Source organism: Pseudomonas qingdaonensis (assembly GCF_018398475.1).
GTDB classification, from domain to species: domain Bacteria; phylum Pseudomonadota; class Gammaproteobacteria; order Pseudomonadales; family Pseudomonadaceae; genus Aquipseudomonas; species Aquipseudomonas palmensis.
The window spans coordinates 1922545-1946090 of record NZ_CP074676.1 but is presented as its reverse complement, the minus strand read 5'-3'; the positions used below and the strand labels follow the sequence as shown (position 1 = coordinate 1946090).

Here is a 23546-nt window from a genome sequence, read left to right as displayed (position 1 = left end):
GAAAAGGCGCATCGATACCGACCGTGTGCAGATGAACAGCAGCGCGCCAGCCCGAAGGCTGGCGCGCATGAGCGAAGCATGGATGCTAAACCAAAATGCCCCGCTCGGCTGCCTACAACGCCTCCAGCGAAGCCATCAGGTCACTCAGCCGGTCGACCTTGTCGTCGCTCAGCACCGTGGCCTCGAGGCCCTCCACATAGATCGCCAGTTCCTCCACGCTGCTGCATTCGAACATGGCCCGCAGCGGCACGTTCAGCTGCAGCACCTTCTGCACCCGCGAAGCAATCTGGGTGGCCAGCAGCGAATGCCCGCCCAACTCGAAGAAGTTGTCGCGCACCCCCACCCGCTCGACCTTGAGCACATCGGCCCAGATGTCAGCCAGTTGCTGCTCCAGTTCGCTGCGCGGCGCCAGGTAGGCCTGGCTGTGCTGCTGGCCGAACTCGATGGCCGGCAGCGCCTTGCGGTCGAGCTTGCCGTTGGCGTTGCGCGGCAACTCGGCCAGCCACGCCCAGTGCAGCGGCACCATGTACTCCGGCAGTTCGGCGCGCAGGCGCTGGCGAACCTGTTCCAGCAATGGCGCCGTGTCGGCACGGCTGTCGGCCGCCACCAGGTAGCCGACCAGGTGCTTGCCGTTTGCACCCTCCTGCACGCCCACCGCCGCGTCACGCACCTGGACCTGTTCATGCAGGCGTGCCTCGATTTCGCCCAGTTCGATGCGGTAGCCGCGAATCTTCACCTGGTGATCGATGCGCCCCACGTACTCCAGCACCCCGTCGGCACGCCGGCGTGCCAGGTCGCCGGTGCGGTACAGGCGCTCGCCCGGGGCGCCGAACGGGTGCGGGATGAACGCCTGGGCCGTGCGCAGCGTGTCGCCCACGTAGCCGCGCCCTACCCCGGTGCCGGCCACGCACAGCTCGCCCACCGCGCCCAGCGGCACCAGCTCGTGATCTTCACCGAACAGGTACAGGCGGTTGTTGTCGGTCGGCGTGCCGATCGGCAGGTAGCTGCCCTGGGTGGAGGCCGCATCGACGCGGAAGAACGCCACGTCATCGGAGCACTCGGCCGGGCCGTAGGCATTCACCAGGCCGACCTGCGGGTAGCGCTCCAGCCACTGCCAGGCCAGCTCCGGCGGCATCGCCTCGCCGGTGGGCAGCATCCAGCGCAGGCCGCTCAGGTGCTGGCGCTCGTTGCCCAGCATGCCCTGGATCAGCGACGGCACGCTTTCGAGCACCGTGATGCCGGCGGCCTGCACATGCTCCAGCAGCCCTTGCGGATCGTGCGCGATGGCATTGGGCACGATGGCCACCTGCGCGCCGAACAGCGGCGCGGCAAGGAACTGCCACACCGAGATATCGAAGCTCTGCGAGGCGGTCTGCGCGATCACGTCCGCCTCGCCCAGTTGCAGGTACGGCACCTTGCTCAGCTGGTTGTTGAGCATGCCGCGCTGCTCGACCATCACGCCCTTGGGCAGGCCGGTGGAGCCGGAGGTGTAGATCACGTAGGCGAGGTTCTCCGGCGCGCTGTAGATGCCCGGGTTGGCTTCGCTGCCGTCGCCGGCCTGAATGTCCTCCCACACCAGCAGGCGCGGCCGCCCGGCACACCCCAGTTCGTCGAGCAGGGCCTGTGCCTGGGCCAGGCAGGCCCGGGTGCAGACGATCACCGGGGTGCGGCTGAGCTCGACGATGCGTTGCAGACGCGCGCCGGGCAGGCCCGGGTCCAGCGGCAGGTAGCCGGCGCCGGCCTTGAAGCTGCCGACGATCATGCCCAGCAGCGCCAGCCCGCGCTCGGCCAGCAGTGCCACCGGCTGGTCGACCTGCACCCCGGCCGCCACCAGGGCATGCCCGAGGCGGTTGGCCTGGCAGTTCAGCTCGGCGTAGCTGCACTGCTGTTCGAGGCAGCGTGCGACCACCCGATCGGGATGCGCCGCCACCCTCGCCTCGAACAACGCCGCGTAGCTCTGCTGCAGCGGATAGGCATGCTCGCTGCGGTTGCAGTCCTGCAGCAGGAAGCGCTGTTCCTGCTCGCCCAGCAGTGCCAGCTGCGCCACATCGCCGTGCAAGCCCTCCATCAGCGCCAGCAGCAGGCGCTTGAATTCGCCCAGCAGGCGTTCGACGGTGGCGCGGTCGAAGTAGCGCTGGTCGAACGACAGGTGCAGGCCCAGGTCGTCGCCGGGGTAGCACACCGCCGTGAGCGGGAAGTTGGTGTGGGTGCGGCCCGAGTCGGAGGTTGCATTCAGGCTCTGGGCGCGGTCCAGCACCGCCACTTCGACCGGGGCGTTCTCGAACACGAACAGGCTGTCGAACAGCGGCTGGCCCTTGGGCAGTTCGCTGCATTCCTGGATGTTGACCAGCGGCAGGTACTCGTACTCGCGCACCTCCATGTTGCGTTCCAGCAGGCCCTGCAGCCACTGGCGCACCGAACACCGCTCGCCGGGGGCCGGCAGTGTGACACGCAGTGCGATGCTGTTGATGAACAGGCCCACGGTGTGCTGCATCTGCGGCAGGCTGACCGGGCGCCCGGCCACGGTCACGCCGAACACCACGTCACGCTCGCCGCTGAAGCGGCTGAGCACCAGCGCCCAGGCCGCCTGGGCGAAGGTGTTGACGGTCAGCTGATGGGCCTGGGCCAGCTCGCGCAGGCGTACCCCGTCCTCCACCGCCAGGCGCGTGTAGCAGTCGCCCACCTGCATGCCGCCGTGATCGCCCGCGTGCTCGCGCAGCAGCGGGCGGTCGCTTGGAAGGTAGGTGGTGCGCTCGAAGCCCTGCAGGTTCTGCCGCCACCACTGGCGCGCCTCGTCCAGGCTCTGGTGCTGCAGCCAGCCGATGTAGTCGCGGTAGCGCGGCGGCGTCGCCAGCTGCGCCTCACGGCCCTCGCCCAGGGCCAGGTAGAGCTCGAAGAAGTCGTTCATCAGCAGCGAGCGGCACCAGGCATCGATGAGGATGTGGTGGTTGCTCATCATGAACCAGTACTGCGCCTGGCCCACGCGGATCAGGCGCAGGTGGAACGGCGCCTGCTGCAACAGCTCGAAACCGGCCTCGCGCTCCTGCTTGTGCAGGGCCTGCAGGCGTGCTTCGTGATCGGCCTGCGGGTCGGCGCTCCAGTCCTGATAGTCGATGGGCGTGGTGCCGGGCTTGTGAATGATCTGCAGCATGCCTTCGCCGGCATTCCAGCAGAACGAGGCGCGCAGGGCTTCGTGCCGCGCCACCACCGCCTGCCAGGCCTGGGCGAAGCGCTGCGGGTCGATCTCGCTGTTGATGCGGTAGCGGTCCTGCATGTAGTAGATGCCCGTGCCCGGTTCGAGCAGGGTGTGCAGCAGCATGCCCTCCTGCATCGGGGTCAGCGGGTATACGTCCTCGATCTGCGCGGCGGGCACCGGCAGGCTGTCGATCTGTGCCTGGGTCAGGCGCGCCAGCGGGAAGTCCGACGGCGTGAAGCTGCCGTTGGCGTCATCCAGGCAATGGACGATCAGGCTCGCCAGCTCGCCGAGGTAGGCGCGGGCCAGCTCTTCGATGGTCTGGGTGTCGAAGCGCTCGCGGCTGAAGGTCCAGCGCAGCTGCAACTGGCCGCCGTACACCTGGCCGTCGACGCTCAGCCAGTTGGGCAGCGGTGCGTCGAGGTCGTGGGCCAGGCCCGCGGGTTCGTCCACCGGCTGATACAGCGCCGCACTGCCGAACTGCTGGTCGAACTGGCCCAGGTAGTTGAAGGTGATGCGCGCCTGGGGCAGCGCGGCCATGGCTTCGCGGGTGGCGTCATCGGCCAGGTAGCGCAGTACCCCATACCCCAGGCCCTTGTGCGGCACGCTGCGCAGTTGCTCCTTGATCGCCTTGATCGAGGCCGCCTGCCCGGCGGCCTCCTCGATGTTCAGCGGGCTCAGGCGCAGCGGGTAGGCGCTGGTGAACCAGCCGACGCTGCGGCTCAGGTCGATCTCGTCGAACAGGGTCTCGCGGCCATGCCCTTCGAGCTGCACCAACACCGAGGTATCGCCGCTCCAGCGGCACAGCACCCGGGCCAGCGCGGTCAGCAACAGGTCGTTGACCTGGGTGCGGTAGGCCGCGGGGGCCTGCTGCAGCAACTGGCGCGTCTGCCCCTGGCTCAGTTGCACGCTGACGGTGTGCGCCTGGCGGTGCAGGTTGGCACCCTGGGGGTGGTCGCACGGCAGCTCGCGGGTGGCGGCACTGAGCTGCGCCTGCCACCAGTGCTGCTCGTCACGCAGCGAGTCGCTGCCGGCATAGGTGGCCAGGCGTGCGGCCCAGTGGCTCATCGCGCTGGTCTTGGCTGCCAGCGGCTGGCCACGGTACAGCGCCTGCAGGTCTTCGAGCAGCACGCGCCACGACACGCCATCCACCACCAGGTGATGGATCGCCAGCAGCAGGCGCTGGGCGCCCTGCCCGTCCTCCACCAGCAGCGCACGCAGCAGCGGGCCGTCGGCGAGGTCGAGGCTGCGCTGCACATCGCTGTACAGGGCCTGGCAATCCTGCAGATCGGCCACCGAAGCCTGCCACAGCAGTGCGCGCGTATCGGCCGGGGCGTAGCTGGCGCGGCCCTCGCAAAAGCGCAGGCGCAGTGCATCGTGATGCGCCACCAGCGCCTGCAGAGCCTGTTCCAGCGCTTCGCCGGCCAGGCGTTCGGCAGGCGCCAGCAGCACGGCCTGGTTCCAGTGCTGCGGTTGCACCACGTCGCTGTCGAAGAACCAGTGCTGGATCGGCGTGAGCGCTGCGGCGCCGCTGAGCGGGCCCTGTTCGATCAACGTGGCCTGGCTGCGGCTGACCACCGTGGCCAGGGTCTGCACGGTCTGCTGCTGGAACAGGTCGCGGGCGCTGAAGTGCAGGCCCAGCTGGCGGGCGCGGCTGACCACCTGGATCGACAGGATCGAGTCGCCGCCCAGTTCGAAGAAGTTGTCCTGCAGGCCCACGCGCTCGACGTTGAGCACATCGCGCCAGATCGCGGCCAGTTGCTGCTCCACCTCGCTGCGTGGCGCCTCGTAGTGCTCGCGGCCCTGCTCCCTGTCCGGCAGCGGCAACGCGTGACGGTCGAGCTTGCCGTTGCCGGTCAGCGGCATCTGATCCAGCAGCACCAGGTGGGCGGGCACCATGTAGTCGGGCAGGTTCACCCGCAGTTGCGCCTTGAGGCTGTCGCGCAGCGCCGCCTGCTGTTCGGCGCCGGCCTGTGCCTGCTCGCACACCAGGTAGGCAGCCAGTTGCTTGCCGCCGGGCATGTCCAGCGCCAGCACCACGGCCTCGCGCACGTCGGCATGTTCCAGCAGGCGGCTTTCGATCTCACCCAGTTCGATACGGAAGCCGCGGATCTTCACCTGATGGTCGATACGCCCCATGTACTCCACCAGCCCATCGGCGCGCTGGCGCACCAGGTCGCCGGTGCGGTACAGGCGCCCGCCCCGCTGGCTGAACGGGTCGGCGACGAAGCGTTCGGCGCTCAGCCCAGGTCGATCATGGTAGCCCTGGGCCAGGCCTGCGCCACCGATGTACAGCTCACCGATGGCGCCCTGCGGCAGCAGCGCCAGGTCGGCATCGAGGATGTACGCCACGCGGGCGCCGATCACCCGGCCGATCGGCACGCTGCCGGCGCCCGCTTCAAGGGCCGGTGGTGCCAGGCAGGCCAGCGGCATCACCACGGTTTCGGTGGGGCCGTAGGCATTGAAGAACTGCGCCGGCTTGAACGCCTCGCGAATGCGTTGCAGGTGCTCGCCGGTCAGTGCTTCGCCGCCGGTGATGCACAGGCGCACCGGCAGCTGTTCGTCGCGGCTGGCCAGCCATTGCGCCAGCTGGCTGCCGTAGCTCGGCGTGAAGCCCAGCACGCTGACCTGCTGCTGGCGGATCAGCGTGCAGATTTCCTCGGCGCCCCACTGCCCCTGGGCGCGCAGCACCACCCGTGCGCCGCTGAGCAATGGCACCAGCAGGCGCTCGGTGGCCGCGTCGAAGTTGATCGAATAGAAGTGCAGCTCGCAGTCGTCGCTGCGCATGCCGAACGCCTCGATCACCGCCAGGCAGTGCATGGCGATCTCGCCATGGCTGACCACCACGCCCTTGGGCTTGCCGGTGGAGCCGGAGGTGTAGATCAGGTAGGCCTGGTGACCCGGCAGGCTGAGTGACGGCAAGGCCTCGGCGCTGTAGCCGTGCAGCGCCGCCGCGTCGTCGTCCAGGCACCAGCGGGCCACGCCGGGCGGCAGCTCGCCCAGCCTGTCGAACAGCGCGCGCTGGCCCAGCAGCAGGCCGATGCCGCTGTCCTGGATCATGTACTGCAGGCGTTCGAGGGGGTATTCCGGGTCCAGCGGCACGTAGGCGCCGCCGGCCTTGAGGATCGCCAGCAGGCCGATCACCAGCTGCGCCGAACGCTCCAGCGCCAGGCCCACCCGCACCTGCGGGCCCACGCCACGTTCGCGCAGCACCCGCGCCAGGCGGTTGGCCCGGGCATCGAGCTGGGCGTAGCTCAGGTGTTCGCCGGCAAAGGTCAGTGCCAGTGCATCCGGGGTGCGCTGGGCCTGTGCACTGAACAGGTCATGCACGGTGCGGTTCAGGCCCGGCGCTGCGGGGTCGCCGGCCAGGTTGTCGAACAGGGCCTGGCGCTCGCCCTGGCCCAGCAGCGGCAGTTCGCACAGGCGTTGCTGCGGGTCGGCCAGCAAGGCGTCGAGCAACCGCTGCCAGTGCGCCGCCATGCGCGCGATGCGCGGCGCGTCGAACAGGTCGCAACTGTAGGTCAGGCAGCAGCCCAGGCGACGGTCGAGGTCGGTGACTTCCAGGTTGAGGTCGAACTTGGTCGCCCGGGCGTCGTTGACCAGGTACTCCACCTGCATGCCGGCCAGTTGGCGGCTCTGCTGGAATTCCCAGCGCTGCACGTTGCACATCACCTGGAACAGCGGGTTGTAGGCGGCGCTGCGCGGTGGCTGCAAGGCTTCGACCAGGTGGTCGAACGGCAGGTCCTGGTGCGACTGGCCGTCGATCACGGTCTGGCGCACCTGCTCGATCAGGTCGGCCACGCGCATCTGCCCGTCCAGCTGGCAACGCAGCACCTGGGTGTTGAGGAAGGCGCCGATCAGCCCCTCGCTTTCCGGGCGGATGCGGTTGGCCACCGGTGCGCCGATGCGCAGGTCGGTCTGCCCGCTGTAGCGGTACAGCAGCAGCGCCAGGGTGGCGGTCATGGTCATGAACAGGGTCAGGCCATGCTCGGCATTGAAGGCGCGCACCCTGGCGGCCAGCTCATCGCTCAGGTCGAAGCGGTACAGCTCGCCGCGGTGGCTCTGCACCGCCGGGCGCGGACGATCGGCGGGCAACTCCAGCACCGGGTGTTCATCGCCCAGCTGTGCGCGCCAGTAGTCCAGCTGGCGCTGGCGCTCGCCGGCCTCCAGCCACTGGCGCTGCCACACGCTGTAGTCCAGGTACTGCACCGGCAGCGGTTCGAGCGGCGAATCGCGGTCGTCGAGAAACGCTTCGTACAGCTCGCCCAGCTCGCGGGCAAAGATGTCCATGGCCCAGCCTTCGGTGACGATGTGGTGCAGGGTGAGCACGAAGTAGTGCTCCTGCTCGCCGGCCTTGACCAGGCAGGCACGCAGCAGCGGCCCGGTCTCCAGGTCGAACGGCTGGTGCGCCTGCTCGTCGGCCAGGGCCTGCAGGCGCTGCTGGCGCTGCACCTGGTCGTGGGCCGAAAAATCCAGCCAGTTCATCACCAGCCCGGTGTCGGGCGAAACGGCCTGGTACGGTACGCCATCGATGCTCGGGAAGGTGGTGCGCAAGGTCTCGTGGCGCACGATCAGCGCCTGCAGGGCCTGTTCGAAGCGGCTGACGTCCAGCACCCCGCGCAGGCGCGCCATGCCGCCGACGTTGTAGGCCGGGCTGTCCGGCTCCATCTGCCAGAGGAACCACATGCGCTGCTGCGAGTACGACAGCGGCACCGGCTGGCTGCGGTCGATGCGCGTTATTTCGCCTTGCAGGTTGTGCTGCCCGGCCAGTTGCAGGGCCTCGATGCGCGCGGCGAAGGCGCCCAGCGCGCTGGCTTCGAACAGGGTGCGCAGCGGGAGTTCGACGTCGCAGGCCTGGCGCGTGCGGGCGATGATCTGGGTGGCCAGCAGCGAGTGCCCGCCGAGGGCGAAGAAGTCATCGTCCAGGCCGACCCGCGCCAGGCCCAGCACATCGCACCAGATGGCGGCGATCTGCTGTTGCAGCGGCGTGACCGGGGCAACATGCACGCGCTGCTGCCAGCTCGGCTCGGGCAGCGCCTTGCGGTCGAGCTTGCCGCTGGGGCCCAGCGGCATCTGCGCCAGGTGCACCAGTTGCGCGGGCACCATGTAGGGCGGCAATTGCGCCGCCAGTGCGCTCAGCAATGCTTCGCCGCAGTCGTGCGCGTGGGTGTAGTAGCCGACCAGTTGCGGGCCGGCCGCCGTGTCGCGCACCAGCACCACGGCCTGCTCCACGCCCGGCTGGGCCAGCAGGCAGGCCTGCACCTCTTCGGGCTCTACACGAAAACCGCGCAGTTTGACCTGCTGGTCGATGCGGCCCAGGTATTCCAGTGCCCCCAGGTCGGCCAGCCAGCGCGCACGGTCGCCGCTGCGGTACAGGCGCTGGCCGTCGGCGCCGGGCACGAAGCGTTCGGCGGTGAGGCCCGGCCGGCCCAGGTAGCCACGGGCCAGGCCCGCACCGCCCAGACACAGCTCACCGGGCACCCCCACAGGCGAAAGCGCCAGCTCCTCATCTAGCACCTGGCACTGCACGTTGGCCAGGGGCCGGCCGATGGGCGAGCGCAGGCCGTCTTCACGGCGGCAGTGCCAGTGGGTGACGTTGATCGCGGTTTCGGTCGGGCCATAGCGGTTGTGCAGTGCCACGTGCGGCAGTATCTGCAGCACCCGGTCGCGCAGCGCCGCCGGCAACGCCTCGCCGCCGGAGAACACCCGGCGCAGGCTGGTACAGGCGGCCGCCAGGGGCTCCTGCACGAACACCTGCAACAGCGGCGGCACGAAGTGCAGCGTGGTCACGCCATGCTGCTGCACCAGTTCGGCGATGCGCTGCGGGTCGCGGTGCTCGCCGGGGCCGGCCAGCACCAGCGTGCAGCCCTGGGCCAGCGGCCAGAAGCATTCCCACACCGACACGTCGAAGCTGATCGGGGCTTTTTGCAGCAGCACGTCGTGGTCGTCCAGCGCATAGGTGGCCTGCATCCAGTGCAGGCGCTCGGCCAGGGCCGCATGGGTGTTGCCCACGCCCTTGGGCTGGCCGGTGGAGCCGGAGGTGTAGATCACGTAGGCCAGGTTGTCACCGTGCAGGTGCAGGCCCGGCGCCTGGCTGGGCCAGTTGTCCAGGTGCAGGGTGTCCATGGCGATGGTACTCACGCCCTCGACCTGGGGCAGGCGTTCGAGCACCTCGCTGTGGCTGAGCAGCAGGCTTGCGCCGCAGTCGGCGAGCATGTAGGCCAGGCGCTCGGCCGGGTAGTCGACGTCCAGCGGCACGTAGGCACCACCGGCCTTGAGAATAGCCAGCAGGCCCACCAGCAGCTGCGGCGAACGCTCGGCGGCAATCGCCACGCACACGTCCGGGCCCACGCCCTTGTCGCGCAGGTAATGGGCCAGGCGGTTGGCCTGGGTGTGCAGGCTCGCGTAGTCCAGGCTGCCGCCGGCCCATACCAGCGCGGTGCGCTGCGGGGTGCTGCGCGCCTGTTCGTTGAGTTGCTCCACCAGCCACTGGCCGGGGGCCGCTGCCGGGGCCTGGCCCCAGTCGAGCAGTTGGGCGCGGCCCGGGGCGTCGAGCAGGTTCAGCTCGGCCAGCGGCAGCTGCGGCGCGCTGCTCACCTGCTGCAGCAGGCTGACCAGTTGCGCGGCCAGGCGCTCGATGCTGGCAGCGTCGAACAGCTCGTCGGCATAGTCGAAGGAAAGGCTGATGCGGCCCTGGTGGTCTTCTTCGCTGTGCAGTTGCAGGTCGAACTTGGCCTCGCGGCTGTGCCACGCCAGTTCGTCGGCCAACAGCCCCGGCAGGCGGCGCAAGGCGCCGAGGTCGCGCTGCTGGTGGTTGAACATGACCTGGAACAGGCCCTGCTGGCGGGCCTCGGGGAAGGCTTCGACCAACTGCTCGAACGGCAGGTCCTGGTTGGCCTGGGCTTCAAGGGTGCGCTGGCGCACCTGGGCCAGCAAGGCACTGAAGGGCTGGCGCGGGTCAAGCTCGGCACGCAGCACCTGGGGGTTGATGAAGAAGCCGACCAGGCCCTGGGTTTCCAGGCGCGGGCGGTTGGCATTGGGCACGCCGACACGGATGTCGCGCTGGCCGCTGTAGCGGTGCAGAAGGGTTTGCCAGGCCGCCAGCAACAGCATGAACAGGCTGGCATCGTGGGCCTGGGCCACCTGGCGCAGTGCAGTGCCCAGCGCCGGCTCAAGACGCAGGCTCAGGCGCGTGGCACTGTTGCGCTGCTGCACCGAGCGCGGGTGATCGGTGGGCAGGTCGAGCACCGGCTGCGCATCGCCGAGCAAGGCCTTCCAGTAGGCGAGCTGGCGGGTACTTTCCCCCTGGGCCAGCCACTGGCGCTGCCAGCTGGCATAGTCGGCGTAATGCACCGGCAACGTATTCAGTCGCGCCTGCTGGCCCTGGCAGGCGGCGGCATACAGGCGCGCGAATTCGTCCAGCAGAATGTTCATCGACCAACCGTCGGCGATGATGTGGTGCAGGGTCACCCACAGCTGATGGGTTTCGTTGTCCTGGCGTACCAGGGTGACCCGCAGCAGCGGCCCGCGCTCCAGGTCGAAGGGTTGGCGCGCCTCGTCTTCGCGCAACTGCTGAACGCGGGCCGGGGTTTCGTGCCCCAGGTCCAGGCTGTGCACCTGCAACGCCAGGTTCGCCAGCACGCGCTGCACCGGTTGCCCGTGGTGGTCGGCAAACACCGTGCGCAGCGCTTCATGGCGGGCCACCAGCGCCTGGAAGCTGCTGCGCAGCGCGGCCTCGTCCAGTTCGCCGCGCAGGCGCAGGCCACCCGGGATGTTGTAGGCCGCACTGCCAGGCTCCAGTTGCCACAGCAGCCACAGCCGGGCCTGGGCCAGCGATTGCGGCAGCGCCTCTTCCCGGGGCAATTGCGCGATGGCGCCCTGGGCCACCCCGCCGTCGATGTGCAGGCGGGCCACCTGGGCAGTGAAGCCTGCCAGGGTCGGCGCTTCGAACAGCAGGCTCAGGCTCAGTTCCAGCCCCAGTTCGTCACGCAGGCGCGCCGTGAGCTGGGTGGCGGCGATGGAGTTGCCGCCGAGCAGGAAGAAGTGATCGTCGTCGCCCACCTCGGCCACGTTCAGTTGCTCGCACCACAGCCGCGCGATCAGCGCCTGCAACCCGTCGCCGCTCGGCGCCGCGTGGCGTGCGGCAGGCGCCTGGGCCTCCGGGAAGCGGGCGTAGCAGTCCAGGCTGCCATCGTGCAGGCGCAGGCGGCAGGCCGAACGCTGCAACTTGCCGCTGGAGGTCTTGGGCAACGCACCGGGGTTGAGCAGCAGCACCACCGCCGGTGCCTGCTGGCAGGCATCGGCGATGACCTGGCGCAGGGTGCGGATCAGGTTCGCCGGCTCGATGACCTTCTGCACGTTGCGGCTGATCTCCACCGCGATGCCGATACCCTCCTCGCCCTGGTCGTCGACGGCGAACACCGCCACGCGGCCCTTGCGCAGCACGTCGACCTCGCGCTCCAGGGTCTTTTCCAGGTCCTGCGGGTAGAGGTTGTGCCCGCGCACGATGAGCATGTCCTTCAGGCGCCCGGTGACGAACAGTTCGCCGTCACGCATGAAGCCCAGGTCGCCGGTGCGCAGCCAGGTGCGCCCGCCGTGCTCGACGAAGGTCTTTGCGCTGGCCTCGGGGTTGCGCCAGTAACCGAGGGCGATGCTCGGGCCGGCGGCCCAGATCTCGCCCACCTGGTTGTCGCCCAGCACAGCCAGGGTGTGCGGTTCGACGACCTGCACCGCGTGCAGCGGCTGGCTGAAGCCGCAGCTCATCTGCACGCTGCCCTCGCCTGCTTCGGCGCGGTTGTGCGCCAGTGCCGCGCTGTCCAGCGCCAGCGCGGGGATACCGCCGCCGCGCACGCTGCCACTGACGAACAGGGTGGCTTCGGCCAGGCCGTAGCTGGCGAAGAAACTCGAGGGCACGAAACCGCACGCGGCGAATTTGTCGGCAAAGCTGTCGAGGCTGTCCTGGCGGATCGGCTCGGAGCCCGAATAGGCCACGCGCCAGCAGCTCAGGTCGAGGCTGGCCAGCGCCGCACTGCTGACGCGCTCGTTGCACAGGCGGTAGGCGAAGTCCGGCCCGCCGCTGATGGTGCCGCGGTAATCGCTGATCGCCTGCAGCCAGCGCTGCGGCCGCGCCAGGAAGTAGGCCGGGGCCATCAGCACGCAGGGCACGCCGCTGAAGATCGGTTGCAGCAGGCCGCCGATCAGGCCCATGTCGTGGTACAGCGGCAGCCAGCTGACGATCACGTCGTCGGGGTTCACGTCGATGCCGAAGCCGTGGCGGATCAGCACTTCGTTGGCCACAAGGTTGCCGTGGCTGACCTGCACGCCCTTGGGCAGCGCGGTGGAGCCGGAGGTGTACTGCAGAAAGGCGATGTCGTCCGGCTTGAGCGACGGGGCCTGCCACTGCTCGCCCAGGCCGGCGTCGAGGTGATCGACGCTGAGCAGCTGCGGCGCATCCTCGCCCTTGAGTGCATCCAGGGCCAGCAGGCTGTTGTGCAGGTTGTCGACGGTCAGCAGCAGGCGCGGCTGGGCGTCCTCGATGATCGACAGCAGGCGGGCCTGGTGGTGGGTGCGCGAGGATTCCGGCGGATAGGCCGGCACGGCGATCACCCCGGCATACAGGCAGCCGAAGAACGCGGCGACGTAGTCCGGGCCACTGGGGAACAGCAGGATCGCGCGGTCGCCCGGCACCGCACGCGCCTGCAATGCGGCGGCGATGCTGCATGCACGCAGGTGCAGGTCACGGTAGCTGAGCACGGCCTGGTCGCGGGCGTCTTCGGCGAGAAAGCGCAAGGCCACCCGCTCAGGGGTCAGCGCAGCACGCTGGGTGAGGGCCTGGACCAGCGTAACCGGGAGTTCGAAGGCGTCCGTCATGGAAAGTTCCTGCCAGTGTCTGTACGTGAAAATCGGCATCGCGGGGCGCAGGGAGCCGGGTGTTCGGGCACCGGCACACGCCCTTCAGGGGCCGAGGATGTACACAGGGGAACGGATGAACGGGTGAAATAATTAGGCGCCACTGTGGCGCGGCGACAGGTGATTTTCGAAGCGGATAACGGGGTGGTGCTTAGAACCAAAAAACAGTTTGAAGTATTACTTTTCGCATTTGACAATAATTATCATTAAGAATAGCTTGTCGCACGTCGTAGGAAGCATCTCCTCGCGGAGTGCTTCGCTTCCCTCTTCGAGAACAAGGTGAAATTTCCATGGCGGAACAACTGTCCACAAGTAAGTGCGATTCACCGTTACTCCAAGCGTTCGTCGACAATCGCAGCATTCTGGTGAAAATTGCCGCCCGGATCACCGGGTGTCGCTCACGCGCCGAGGATGTCGTGCAGGACGCTTTCTTCCGGCTCAGTGCAGCCCCGCAGATCACCTCGTCGTTCAAGGCGCAGTTGAGCTACCTGTTCCAGATCGTGCGCAACCTGGCCATCGACCATTACCGCAAGCAGGCAATGGAGCTGAAGTATTCCGGCAGCGAAGAGGAAGGTCTGAATGTGGTCATCCATGGTGCCTCGCCCGAAGCCACGCACATCAATTTCGCGACGCTTGAGCACATTGCCGATGCGCTGAGCGAGCTGCCGCAGCGCACCCGCTATGCGTTCGAGATGTACCGCCTGCATGGCGTGCCGCAGAAGGACATCGCCAAGGAGCTGGGCGTGTCGCCGACCCTGGTGAACTTCATGATTCGCGATGCGCTGGTGCATTGCCGCAAGGTGTCGCTGGCGCGGGGTGAGGTGGCCTGAAGGGGCCACCCTGCGCCGCTGCTGCCCTGTAGGAGCCGGCGTTGCCGGCGATCCTCCAGGCCAGATGCCGGGTGTCCGGCAGAACGAGCGCCTTGTGCTGGTTCGCCGGCAACGCCGGCTCCCCCAGGATCGGGTGCCGGCCTACATGAGCCTGCAGCGCTCGAAGAAGCGCTCGCGCCCCAGGATCATCAGCGCCGCACGCTTGTGCGGGAAGTCGAACTCCTTCTCGCAGTGAAAGCACTGGTCGTGCATGTAGCCGATCATCTTGGCATTGTCGGCCCGAGGCTCGGCCACCACGCGCTGGGTGCGCGGGTCGTCCAGGAACAGGTAGTGCACCAGCGCCGACAGCCAGCTGGCCACCTTGTGCGGCCCGCGGTGCGTCTGCTCCCCTACCAGCATGTGAATGCCACGGTCGTAGTCGTCGGCCGCATAGAACGGTGCAATCCGGTCCTCCTTGGCCCAGTAGGCTTCGAAGTAGGCAAACGGCTGGTCGTCGAAGCAGCCGATCAGGGTCAGTGTGTGCGGGTCGGCCTCAAGCTTGCTCAGGTAGTCGCGGTGCTGTTCGAGGCTGCCGCCCTCCTGCCAGAAGCTCAGCACCCGCGGGTTGTTCTGCCAACGGTTGAAGCGCTCCAGGTCGTGGTCGATTTCCAGGGTCCGCAACGAGATCCAGGCCCCCAGCCGCGCATCGAAGCGCCGATATACTTCCCCCCGCGGCTTGGGCGCACGGCGCGGATGACGCTTGCCGGCACTGATCTGCATCTGCTGCGGGTACACGCCCGACAGCGATTCGCCCAGCCACGGTTGCGGCAACTGCCAGAACAGCGTGCGTTCGCAGCGGTAGCGCCCCGCCTGTTCGTCGGCCACCAGCAGGCCGCTGGCCAGTGCCGCCTCGGGCACCTGCGCCAGATGCCAGCACAGGCGCTGACACCCCGGATCGCGGGAAAACAGCCAGTAGCACGCGGCCCACAACGCCTGCTGTGGGCGCTCGGGGCAGGTGTATTGCAGGTGCACGTTGAGGTCGTCACCGCGCTCCAGACGCAGGCGCACCAATGGCGTGTCTTCGAGCACCAGGCTCAGGTGGCAGTCGGTTTCATCGGCGCTGAGGCTGCGCCAGCGCGGCAGGGACAACGCGCAGGTTGCGGTATCGGAAGGCATGGTCTTGGGCTCACGAAGTGGAAGAGACAATCTCACTGCTGTTGACGTGAAAACCGTGGGCGAATTTAGGGCGAATGGGCCGCGCTGACACCGATCTGGTAAGGCCCGAAGATGTCCTGCAACTGACCGTTCTCGTGCAGTTGCTGCAACAGACGGGCAAAGGCCTCGCCACTGATCGGTGCCTGGGGACGCAGCAGTGCGTAATGGTGATAGGTCTGGTCGGTACGCTCGGAGGCCAGGAACTGGCCTCGGTAATCCTCGTGGCGCGCCAGAAAGTCGTACAGGTACGAACGGGTCACCAAGGCCACGTCGGCGCGGTCGCGCTGCACCATCATCAGGTTGCTGTCGTGGGAATAGGTCAGGGTGGCGCCGAATGTTTGCTGCAGGTACCTGGCGTCGGCATTGAAACCGGCGAAGGCGTAGTGATAGCCGCTGTACAACGCCAGGCGCTTGCCCTGCAGGCTGTCGAAGTAGCCCTGGCCGCGGCCTTCGATATTGTGCGTGACGAAGACTTCGGCATCTTCGAGGCCGAGATCGACCTTGACGAAGTCGATGCCTTTCCAGCCCCAGTCAGGGTTTTCGAAGATCGCCATGTCGATGCGACCCTCGTTGAAGTCGCGAAAGCGTCGCGGTATGGAGGTGGGCACCAGCGTGAAATGGTAGGTGTCCTGAAGCGCGTTCAAGGCCTGGATCAACTGCGCCAGCAGGCCGCTGTCGGTATCGCGTTCGGGATTGACGGTGTACGGCGGAAAGTGCGCTGCGCCGATCCTGATCTGCTCCTGGGCACACGCCGGTGTGGTCAGCCACGCCACCGCGAGCATCGACAGGGAGAGCACGACCTGTGGCAGTGACGCTGAACTCAAGGCAACACACTCTTTACGGGTTCGCGCCTAAACTAGGCGTTTTCCTACGCTTGCACAACTGGCAGAACCATCAGGCAAATGGCCACGGGATACCGCACAGACCACAGATTGGCTACGCTCAGGCGAGTATCTGTCAAGGAGCCTGCCATGGGCCACTGGTTGGTGATCGACCTGGAAGCTACCACCGACGAGGGTGGCTGGCCGATCGAAGACATGGAAATCATCGAGATCGGCGCCAGCCTGGTCAACCGCGAAGGCCGCGAGGTGGACCACTTCCAGCGCTTCGTCAAACCCCGGCGGCGCCCGCTGCTGACGCCCTTTTGCCGTGAGCTGACGCATATCGCCCAGGCGGACATCGACGCCGCCGCCTCCTTTGCCAAGGTGTGGGACGGGTTCGAGCACTGGCTGCAGCATCAGCAGGCGCACCTGCAGGGCTGGGTCAGCTGGGGCGACTACGATCGCCGCCAGCTGCTGCAGGAATGGCAGGTGCACCAGGTGCACAGCCTGCTGGCCGACACCTGCCACCTCAACCTCAAGCAGCGCTTCGCCAAGGCTCGCCACCTGAAACGCCCGCCCGGGCTCAAGGGCGCGCTGGCCCTGGCCGGGCTGCAGTTTGTCGGGCAGCAGCACCGCGCCCTGGAAGATGCGCGCAATACCGCACGCCTGCTGCCGCTGAGCCTGCCGGCCCAGGGCGCCTGAAAGCGGATGACGCCACCGGGAGGCTTGGGCATACTGGCCAGCCCTTTTTTGCCCCTTTCAGGAGTCGCCCATGTTTAAGGTCAACGAGTACTTTGATGGCACGGTCAAGTCGATCGCCTTCACCGGCGCCGAAGGCCCGGCCACTGTCGGCGTGATGGCCCCGGGCGAGTACGAGTTCGGTACGGCCAAGCGCGAGATCATGCACGTGGTGTCCGGCGCCCTGATCGTCAAGCTGCCGGGCAGCGACAACTGGGAAACCTTTACCGCCGGCAGCCAGTTCAATGTGCCGGCCGACAGCAAGTTCCAGCTGCAGGTGAAGGTCGATACCGCCTACCTGTGCGAATACCGCGACTGATTCAAAGGCTTCGCCAACAAGGCCGGCTCCTGCAGGGGACTGCGGTCGTTGCAGGAGCCGGCCTTGCCGGCGAAGCGGCCATCAGCGTAAAAACGCCACGATGCTGTCCGCCGCCGCCCCTAGGTGGTGCGCATGGCTGAACCCCGAGGCCTTCAGCGGCTTCAAGTCATGATCCCCTGCCACCAGCCAGCACAGCTCGATGGCTGACGACAGTGCATACCCCTCCACCGTCTCGCGATTGCCCAGCGCATCACGCTCGCCCTGCACGATCAGGGTTGGCGTCTTCAGTTCGGCCAGGTGCGCCACCCGCGGCTTCTCGGGCTTGCCTGCGGCATAGAACGGATACCCCAGGCACACCAGCGCATCCACCCCCAGTTCGTCCGCCACCAGGCTGGCCATGCGCCCGCCCATGGACTTGCCGCCGATCACCAGTGGCCCAGCGACCAATGGTCGCACCTGGGCTACCACTTCGCGCCAGCAGTCGAGCAGGCGGGCCTGGGGGTTTGGCGGCCTTCTGCCACCATCGAGCCGGCGCTGGGCCATGTAGGGAAACTCGAAGCGCAGTACCGCCAGCCCTTGCGCGGCAAGCCTCTGCGCCATGTCGGTCATGAACGCGCTGTCCATGGGTGCGCCCGCGCCGTGGGCCAGGATCAGGCACCCCAGGGGCGACGCATCTGCCTGATTTTGCGGGGCATCGTACAACCAGCCGCGTTGTTCGACCCACTGCGCCCATTGATCCCCGTCAATACCGGCCACTTGCCCATTACTCATGCTTGCCTCGCTGTTTAGCCTGCCTATAACCGTGGATGGGAACCCATACATGAACACAACCAGCAGTACCGCCTACAACTACCAGGTGGTCCGCCAATTCGCCATTATGACGGTGGTGTGGGGAATCGTCGGGATGGGGCTCGGCGTTTTTCTCGCCGCGCAGCTCGTCTGGCCTTCACTCAACTTCGACCTCCCGTGGACCAGCTTCGGGCGCCTGCGCCCCTTGCACACCAACGCGGTGATCTTCGCCTTCGGGGGCTGTGCACTGTTCGCCGCCTCCTACTACTCGGTACAGCGTACCTGCCAGACCGTGCTGTTCTCGCCACGCCTTGCCGCCTTTACCTTCTGGGGCTGGCAACTGGTGATCGTGCTCGCGGCCGTCAGCCTGCCGCTGGGTTATACCAGCTCCAAGGAATACGCCGAACTGGAATGGCCGATCGACATCCTGATCACCATCGTCTGGGTGGCCTACGCCGTGGTGTTCTTCGGCACCCTGATGAAGCGCACCACCAAGCACATCTACGTGGGCAACTGGTTCTTCGGTGCGTTCATCATCACCGTGGCGATCCTGCATATCGTCAACAACCTGGAAATCCCGGTCAGCCTGACCAAGTCGTACTCGCTGTACGGCGGCGCCACCGACGCGATGGTGCAATGGTGGTACGGCCACAACGCCGTAGGCTTCTTCCTGACCGCAGGCTTCCTGGGCATGATGTACTACTTCGTGCCCAAGCAGGCCGAGCGCCCGGTGTACTCGTATCGCCTGTCGATCGTGCACTTCTGGGCCCTGATCACCCTGTACATCTGGGCCGGCCCGCACCACCTGCACTACACCGCCCTGCCCGACTGGGCGCAGTCGCTGGGCATGGTGATGTCGCTGATCCTGCTGGCGCCCAGCTGGGGCGGCATGATCAACGGCATGATGACCCTCTCGGGCGCCTGGCATAAGCTGCGCAGCGACCCGATCCTGCGCTTTCTGGTGGTGTCGCTGGCGTTCTACGGCATGTCGACCTTCGAAGGCCCGATGATGGCGATCAAGACCGTCAACGCCCTGTCGCACTACACCGACTGGACCATCGGCCACGTACACGCCGGCGCCCTTGGCTGGGTAGCGATGATCTCGATCGGCGCGCTGTACCACATGATCCCGAAAGTGTTCGGCCGCGAGCAGATGTACAGCCTTGGCCTGATCAACGCGCACTTCTGGCTGGCGACCATCGGCACCGTGCTGTACATCGCCTCGATGTGGGTCAACGGCATCGCCCAGGGCCTGATGTGGCGTGCAGTCAACGCCGACGGCACCCTGACCTACTCCTTCGTCGAAACCCTGGTGGCCAGCCACCCTGGCTTCATCGTGCGGTTCGTGGGCGGTGCGATCTTCCTCACCGGCATGTTCCTGATGGCCTGGAACACCTGGCGCACCGTGCGTGCCCCAGCGGGCGAGACCGCCAACGCCACTGCGCAGCTGGCCTGAGGAGAACCTGATGAAACACGAAGTAATCGAGAAGAACGTCTTCCTGCTGGTGCTGTTGATGGTGTTTGCCGTCAGCATCGGCGGCCTCACCCAGATCGTCCCGCTGTTCTTCCAGGACGTCACCAACAAGCCGGTCGAAGGCATGAAGCCCTACACCGCGCTGCAGCTGGAAGGCCGCGACATCTACATCCGTGAAGGCTGCGTACAGTGCCACTCGCAGATGATCCGCCCGTTCCGCGCCGAAACCGAACGCTACGGCCACTACTCGGTAGCCGGTGAAAGCGTGTGGGACCACCCGTTCCTGTGGGGCTCCAAGCGTACCGGGCCTGACCTGGCCCGCGTAGGCGGCCGCTACTCCGACGACTGGCACCGCGCGCACCTGTACAACCCGCGCAACGTGGTACCCGAGTCGAAGATGCCGGCCTACCCGTGGCTGGTGGCCAACCCGGTCGACAGCAGCCATACCGAGACCAAGCTGCGCGTGATGCGCACCCTGGGCGTGCCCTACAGCGACGACGATATCACCGGCGCCGTGGCCTCGCTCAAGGGCAAGTCCGAGATGGACGCGCTGGTCGCCTACCTGCAGGTGCTCGGCACCGCGATCAAGAACAAGAGGTAAGCGCCATGGACTTCACACTGGATATCGGCCAGTTGCGCGGCCTGGGCACCCTGCTGGTAGCCATCGCCTTCATCGGCCTGGCGCTGTGGGTGTTCAGCGGCCGGCGTGACCGCGAGTTCGCCGAAGCGAGCCTGCTGCCGTTCGCCGACGATCGCCTTGTACCTGCCGCCAAAGAATCCGAATCGAGGAGTAACGGGCAATGACCACCTTCTGGAGTACGTACATCTGCGTACTGACCATCGGTAGCCTGATCGGCCTGACCTGGCTGCTGCTCAGCACCCGCAAGGGCCAGAGCAAGGGCACCACCGACCAGACCATGGGCCACAGCTTCGACGGCATCGAGGAGTACGACAACCCGCTGCCCAAGTGGTGGTTCTGGCTGTTCGTCGGCACCCTGGTGTTCTCGGTGGGCTACCTGATCCTGTACCCGGGCCTGGGCAACTGGAAAGGCATCCTGCCCGGCTACGAGAACGGCTGGACCGGCGCCAACGAGTGGCAAAAGGAAATGGACCGCGCCGACGCCAAGTTCGGGCCGATCTTCGCCAAGTTCGCCGCCATGCCGGTGGAAGAAGTGGCCAAGGACCCGCAGGCGCTGAAAATGGGCGGTCGCCTGTTCGCCTCCAACTGCTCGGTGTGCCACGGCTCGGACGCCAAGGGTGCCTACGGCTTCCCCAACCTGACCGACAATGACTGGCGCTGGGGCGGTGACCCGGAAACCATCAAGGCTTCGATCATGGGCGGTCGTCACGGCGTGATGCCGGCCTGGGCCGAAGTGATCGGCGAGCAGGGCGTGGCCGATGTGGCCGGGTTCGTGCTGACCAACCTCGATGGCCGCAGCCTGCCCAAGGACGCCAAGGCCGACGTGGAAAACGGCAAGCAGCTGTTCGCCACCAACTGCGTGGCCTGCCACGGACCGGAAGGCAAAGGCACCCCGGCGATGGGCGCACCTGACCTGACCCACCCGCAGGCATTCATCTACGGTTCGAGCTATGCCCAGCTGCAGCAGACCATCCGTTACGGCCGTCAGGGCCAGATGCCGGCGCAGCAGGACATTCAGGGCAACGACAAGGTCCACCTGCTGGCGGCCTATGTCTACAGCCTGTCGCAACCGGCAGAGAACGTAACTGCCAAGTGAAACGATGATGTAACTGAGCCTTGACTCAAACCGCCGCATCGACAACGGTGCGGCGGTTCCCACCGCCCCTTGCGACCAAGTGTCGCACCCCGCCGCACACCCGCCTTGCACCCCCCCTGATCGAGACTAAGCTTGTTGCCACAGTGGCTTGAAGTCTTGCACCTGAATGCACCTTTTTGGCGCACTTTCTGTTCGCGAGCCACCACCAAAGGCTGATGGATCCCGGCCCAAGTGCGAATTGCCTGCCCTGACCACGCAGGACGATAGTGCCAAGGCAGCTTAATGCGTGCACAACGAAAGCGGAATAATGGTGCACATTATCGCCTTGCGATTGTGTACACTTCCCACCGCCAATCGGCTGGAAACGCCGTAAAATCGGCCTTCGCAAGGTGCGGCGCGATTTCCATCGCGTTGCAATAACCACACGGTTTATACATACTTGCGCCGATTTTTTAACCAACAAAAACACCCAAACCGTGGAACCTTAGAATGAGCACAGCAATCAGTCCGACTGCTTATAACTATAAGGTCGTCCGCCAGTTCGCCATCATGACGGTGGTCTGGGGGATCCTTGGCATGGGCCTCGGTGTCTTCATCGCCTCGCAACTGGTCTGGCCTCAGCTGAACCTGGACCTGCCGTGGACGAGCTTTGGACGCCTGCGCCCCCTGCACACCAACCTGGTGATCTTCGCCTTCGGTGGGTGCGCACTGTTTGCCACTTCCTACTATGTCGTGCAGCGAACCTGCCAGACGCGACTGATTTCCGACAGCCTCGCGGCCTTCACCTTCTGGGGCTGGCAAGCGGTGATCGTCGGCGCGCTGGTCACCCTGCCGCTGGGCTACACCACGACCAAGGAATACGCAGAACTGGAATGGCCTATCGCCATTTTGCTGGCCATCGTGTGGGTTACCTACGGTGCGGTGTTCTTCGGCACCATCGTCAAGCGCAAGACCAAGCACATCTATGTGGGCAACTGGTTCTACGGTGCCTTCATCGTGGTGACCGCGATGCTGCACATCGTCAACCACGCCTCGCTGCCGGTCAGCCTGTTCAAGTCGTACTCGGCCTACTCGGGCGCGACCGACGCGATGATCCAGTGGTGGTACGGCCACAACGCCGTGGGCTTCTTCCTGACCACCGGCTTCCTGGGCATGATGTACTACTTCGTACCCAAGCAGGCCGAACGCCCGATCTACTCGTATCGCCTGTCGATCGTGCACTTCTGGGCGCTGATCACCCTGTACATCTGGGCCGGCCCCCACCACCTGCACTACACCGCCCTGCCCGACTGGGCGCAGTCGCTGGGCATGGCGATGTCGATCATCCTGCTGGCCCCGAGCTGGGGCGGCATGATCAACGGCATGATGACCCTGTCGGGCGCCTGGCATAAGCTGCGCACCGACCCGATCCTGCGCTTTCTGGTGGTATCGCTGGCGTTCTACGGCATGTCGACCTTCGAAGGCCCGATGATGGCGATCAAGACCGTCAACTCGCTGTCGCACTACACCGACTGGACCATCGGCCACGTACACGCCGGCGCTCTGGGCTGGGTAGCGATGATCTCGATCGGCGCGCTGTACCACATGATTCCGAAAATCTATGGCCGCGTGCAGATGCACAGCGTGGGCCTGATCAACGCGCACTTCTGGCTGGCGACCATCGGCACCGTGCTGTACATCGCCTCGATGTGGGTCAACGGCATCACCCAGGGCCTGATGTGGCGCGCCATCAACGACGACGGCACCCTCACCTACTCCTTCGTCGAAGCGCTGCAGGCCAGCCACCCGGGCTTTATCGTGCGTGCACTGGGCGGTGCGTTCTTCGCCTCCGGCATGCTGCTGATGGCCTACAACGTTTGGCGCACCGTCCGCGCCTCGCAGCCGGCCGAAGCTGAAGCCGCCGCTCAGATCGCTGTCGTTGGAGCTCACTGATGAAGCACGAAGTAGTCGAGAAGAATATCGGCCTGCTGGCCTTCTTCATGGTCATCGCCGTGAGCATCGGCGGCCTGACCCAGATCGTCCCGCTGTTCTTCCAGGACGTCACCAACAAGCCGGTCGAGGGCATGAAGCCCCGCGTCGCGCTGGAGCTCGAAGGCCGCGACATCTACATCCGTGAAGGCTGCGTGCAGTGTCACTCGCAGATGATCCGTCCGTTCCGCGCCGAAACCGAGCGCTACGGCCACTACTCGGTAGCCGGTGAAAGCGTGTGGGACCACCCGTTCCTGTGGGGTTCCAAGCGTACCGGGCCTGACCTGGCCCGCGTCGGCGGCCGCTACTCCGACGACTGGCACCGCGCGCACCTGTACAACCCGCGCAACGTGGTGCCGGAGTCGAAGATGCCGGCCTACCCGTGGCTGGTGGAGAACACCCTCGACGGCAAGCTGACCGCCAGGAAAATGGAAGTGTTGCGTACCCTCGGCACGCCCTACACCGACGAGGACATCGCCGGTGCCCGCGACGCGGTCAAGGGCAAGACTGAAATGGACGCTCTGGTTGCCTACCTGCAAGGGCTGGGCACCATCATCAAAAGCAAACGGTGACCT

13 protein-coding genes are annotated in these 23546 nt (G+C 66.5%); 9 read left to right on the top strand and 4 right to left on the bottom strand.

What is annotated here, in order from left to right:
- Window positions 1-112: 112 nt before the first annotated feature.
- Window positions 113-13063 carry a non-ribosomal peptide synthetase gene (locus tag KH389_RS09055; protein ID WP_213607235.1) on the bottom strand — a complete coding sequence of 4317 codons (12951 nt, stop codon included), beginning with the start codon at window positions 13061-13063 and terminating at the stop codon, window positions 113-115.
- 329 nt (window positions 13064-13392) lie between these two features.
- Between KH389_RS09055 and KH389_RS09050 the strand changes: the two genes are divergently transcribed.
- Window positions 13393-13932, top strand: a complete 540-nt coding sequence (locus tag KH389_RS09050; RefSeq protein ID WP_043862395.1) for an RNA polymerase factor sigma-70 — start codon at window positions 13393-13395, stop codon at window positions 13930-13932.
- A gap of 141 nt (window positions 13933-14073) precedes the next feature.
- On the opposite strand, the gene KH389_RS09045 is transcribed toward KH389_RS09050, so the two are convergent.
- Window positions 14074-15087, bottom strand: coding sequence for a GNAT family N-acetyltransferase (locus tag KH389_RS09045; RefSeq protein WP_213607234.1), 1014 nt, complete (start codon window positions 15085-15087; stop codon window positions 14074-14076).
- Between the two features lie 65 nt (window positions 15088-15152).
- Window positions 15153-15908: a substrate-binding periplasmic protein gene (locus KH389_RS09040; RefSeq protein ID WP_213607514.1), complete on the bottom strand. Its 756-nt coding sequence runs from the start codon at window positions 15906-15908 to the stop codon at window positions 15153-15155.
- A gap of 189 nt (window positions 15909-16097) precedes the next feature.
- Here KH389_RS09040 and KH389_RS09035 point away from each other — a divergent pair, with 189 nt between their 5' ends.
- Together KH389_RS09035 and ppnP are read left to right on the top strand one after the other, a co-directional pair.
- Entirely contained in the window at window positions 16098-16649 is a 552-nt protein-coding gene (locus tag KH389_RS09035) for a 3'-5' exonuclease (RefSeq protein WP_043862393.1), read from the top strand.
- A gap of 70 nt (window positions 16650-16719) precedes the next feature.
- A complete protein-coding gene (gene ppnP, locus KH389_RS09030; protein ID WP_088515639.1) occupies window positions 16720-17004 on the top strand; it encodes a pyrimidine/purine nucleoside phosphorylase in 285 nt (94 codons plus the stop codon).
- Between the two features lie 81 nt (window positions 17005-17085).
- On the opposite strand, the gene KH389_RS09025 is transcribed toward ppnP, so the two are convergent.
- Window positions 17086-17775 (bottom strand): alpha/beta family hydrolase, encoded by a 690-nt coding sequence (locus tag KH389_RS09025; RefSeq protein WP_043862391.1) that lies wholly within the window; start codon window positions 17773-17775, stop codon window positions 17086-17088.
- A 49-nt stretch (window positions 17776-17824) separates the two neighbouring features.
- On the opposite strand from KH389_RS09025, the gene ccoN (KH389_RS09020) reads away from it, so the two are divergent.
- The 6 genes from ccoN (KH389_RS09020) to ccoO (KH389_RS08995) all read left to right on the top strand — a co-directional run bounded on the left by ccoN (KH389_RS09020) (window position 17825) and on the right by ccoO (KH389_RS08995) (window position 23543).
- Window positions 17825-19249 carry a cytochrome-c oxidase, cbb3-type subunit I gene (ccoN, locus tag KH389_RS09020; protein ID WP_043862390.1) on the top strand — a complete coding sequence of 475 codons (1425 nt, stop codon included), beginning with the start codon at window positions 17825-17827 and terminating at the stop codon, window positions 19247-19249.
- Between the two features lie 10 nt (window positions 19250-19259).
- A complete protein-coding gene (ccoO, locus tag KH389_RS09015; protein ID WP_043862389.1) occupies window positions 19260-19868 on the top strand; it encodes a cytochrome-c oxidase, cbb3-type subunit II in 609 nt (202 codons plus the stop codon).
- A 5-nt stretch (window positions 19869-19873) separates the two neighbouring features.
- Entirely contained in the window at window positions 19874-20071 is a 198-nt protein-coding gene (locus KH389_RS09010) for a cbb3-type cytochrome oxidase subunit 3 (RefSeq protein WP_043862388.1), read from the top strand.
- On the top strand, window positions 20068-21003 hold the full coding sequence (gene ccoP, locus KH389_RS09005; RefSeq protein WP_043862387.1) for a cytochrome-c oxidase, cbb3-type subunit III: 936 nt from the start codon (window positions 20068-20070) through the stop codon (window positions 21001-21003). The genes KH389_RS09010 and ccoP overlap by 4 nt, the downstream gene beginning before the upstream one ends.
- Window positions 21004-21492: 489 nt before the next feature.
- Window positions 21493-22935, top strand: coding sequence for a cytochrome-c oxidase, cbb3-type subunit I (gene ccoN / locus KH389_RS09000; protein WP_043862386.1), 1443 nt, complete (start codon window positions 21493-21495; stop codon window positions 22933-22935).
- On the top strand, window positions 22935-23543 hold the full coding sequence (ccoO, locus tag KH389_RS08995; protein WP_043862385.1) for a cytochrome-c oxidase, cbb3-type subunit II: 609 nt from the start codon (window positions 22935-22937) through the stop codon (window positions 23541-23543). The genes ccoN (KH389_RS09000) and ccoO (KH389_RS08995) overlap by 1 nt, the downstream gene beginning before the upstream one ends.
- Window positions 23544-23546 lie beyond the last annotated feature (3 nt).

What these genes read in the sequence shown, in the direction of transcription:
- KH389_RS09040 (WP_213607514.1), bottom strand. Translation starts at nt 15,908, where the DNA reads ATGCTCGCGGTGGCGTGGCTGACCACACCGGCGTGTGCCCAGGAGCAG.
- ccoP (WP_043862387.1), top strand. Translation starts at nt 20,068, where the DNA reads ATGACCACCTTCTGGAGTACGTACATCTGCGTACTGACCATCGGTAGC.
- KH389_RS09050 (WP_043862395.1), top strand. Translation starts at nt 13,393, where the DNA reads ATGGCGGAACAACTGTCCACAAGTAAGTGCGATTCACCGTTACTCCAA.
- KH389_RS09025 (WP_043862391.1), bottom strand. Translation starts at nt 17,775, where the DNA reads ATGAGTAATGGGCAAGTGGCCGGTATTGACGGGGATCAATGGGCGCAG.
- ccoN (WP_043862390.1), top strand. Translation starts at nt 17,825, where the DNA reads ATGAACACAACCAGCAGTACCGCCTACAACTACCAGGTGGTCCGCCAA.
- ccoO (WP_043862385.1), top strand. Translation starts at nt 22,935, where the DNA reads ATGAAGCACGAAGTAGTCGAGAAGAATATCGGCCTGCTGGCCTTCTTC.
- ppnP (WP_088515639.1), top strand. Translation starts at nt 16,720, where the DNA reads ATGTTTAAGGTCAACGAGTACTTTGATGGCACGGTCAAGTCGATCGCC.
- KH389_RS09055 (WP_213607235.1), bottom strand. Translation starts at nt 13,063, where the DNA reads ATGACGGACGCCTTCGAACTCCCGGTTACGCTGGTCCAGGCCCTCACC.
- ccoN (WP_043862386.1), top strand. Translation starts at nt 21,493, where the DNA reads ATGAGCACAGCAATCAGTCCGACTGCTTATAACTATAAGGTCGTCCGC.
- ccoO (WP_043862389.1), top strand. Translation starts at nt 19,260, where the DNA reads ATGAAACACGAAGTAATCGAGAAGAACGTCTTCCTGCTGGTGCTGTTG.
- KH389_RS09045 (WP_213607234.1), bottom strand. Translation starts at nt 15,087, where the DNA reads ATGCCTTCCGATACCGCAACCTGCGCGTTGTCCCTGCCGCGCTGGCGC.
- KH389_RS09010 (WP_043862388.1), top strand. Translation starts at nt 19,874, where the DNA reads ATGGACTTCACACTGGATATCGGCCAGTTGCGCGGCCTGGGCACCCTG.
- KH389_RS09035 (WP_043862393.1), top strand. Translation starts at nt 16,098, where the DNA reads ATGGGCCACTGGTTGGTGATCGACCTGGAAGCTACCACCGACGAGGGT.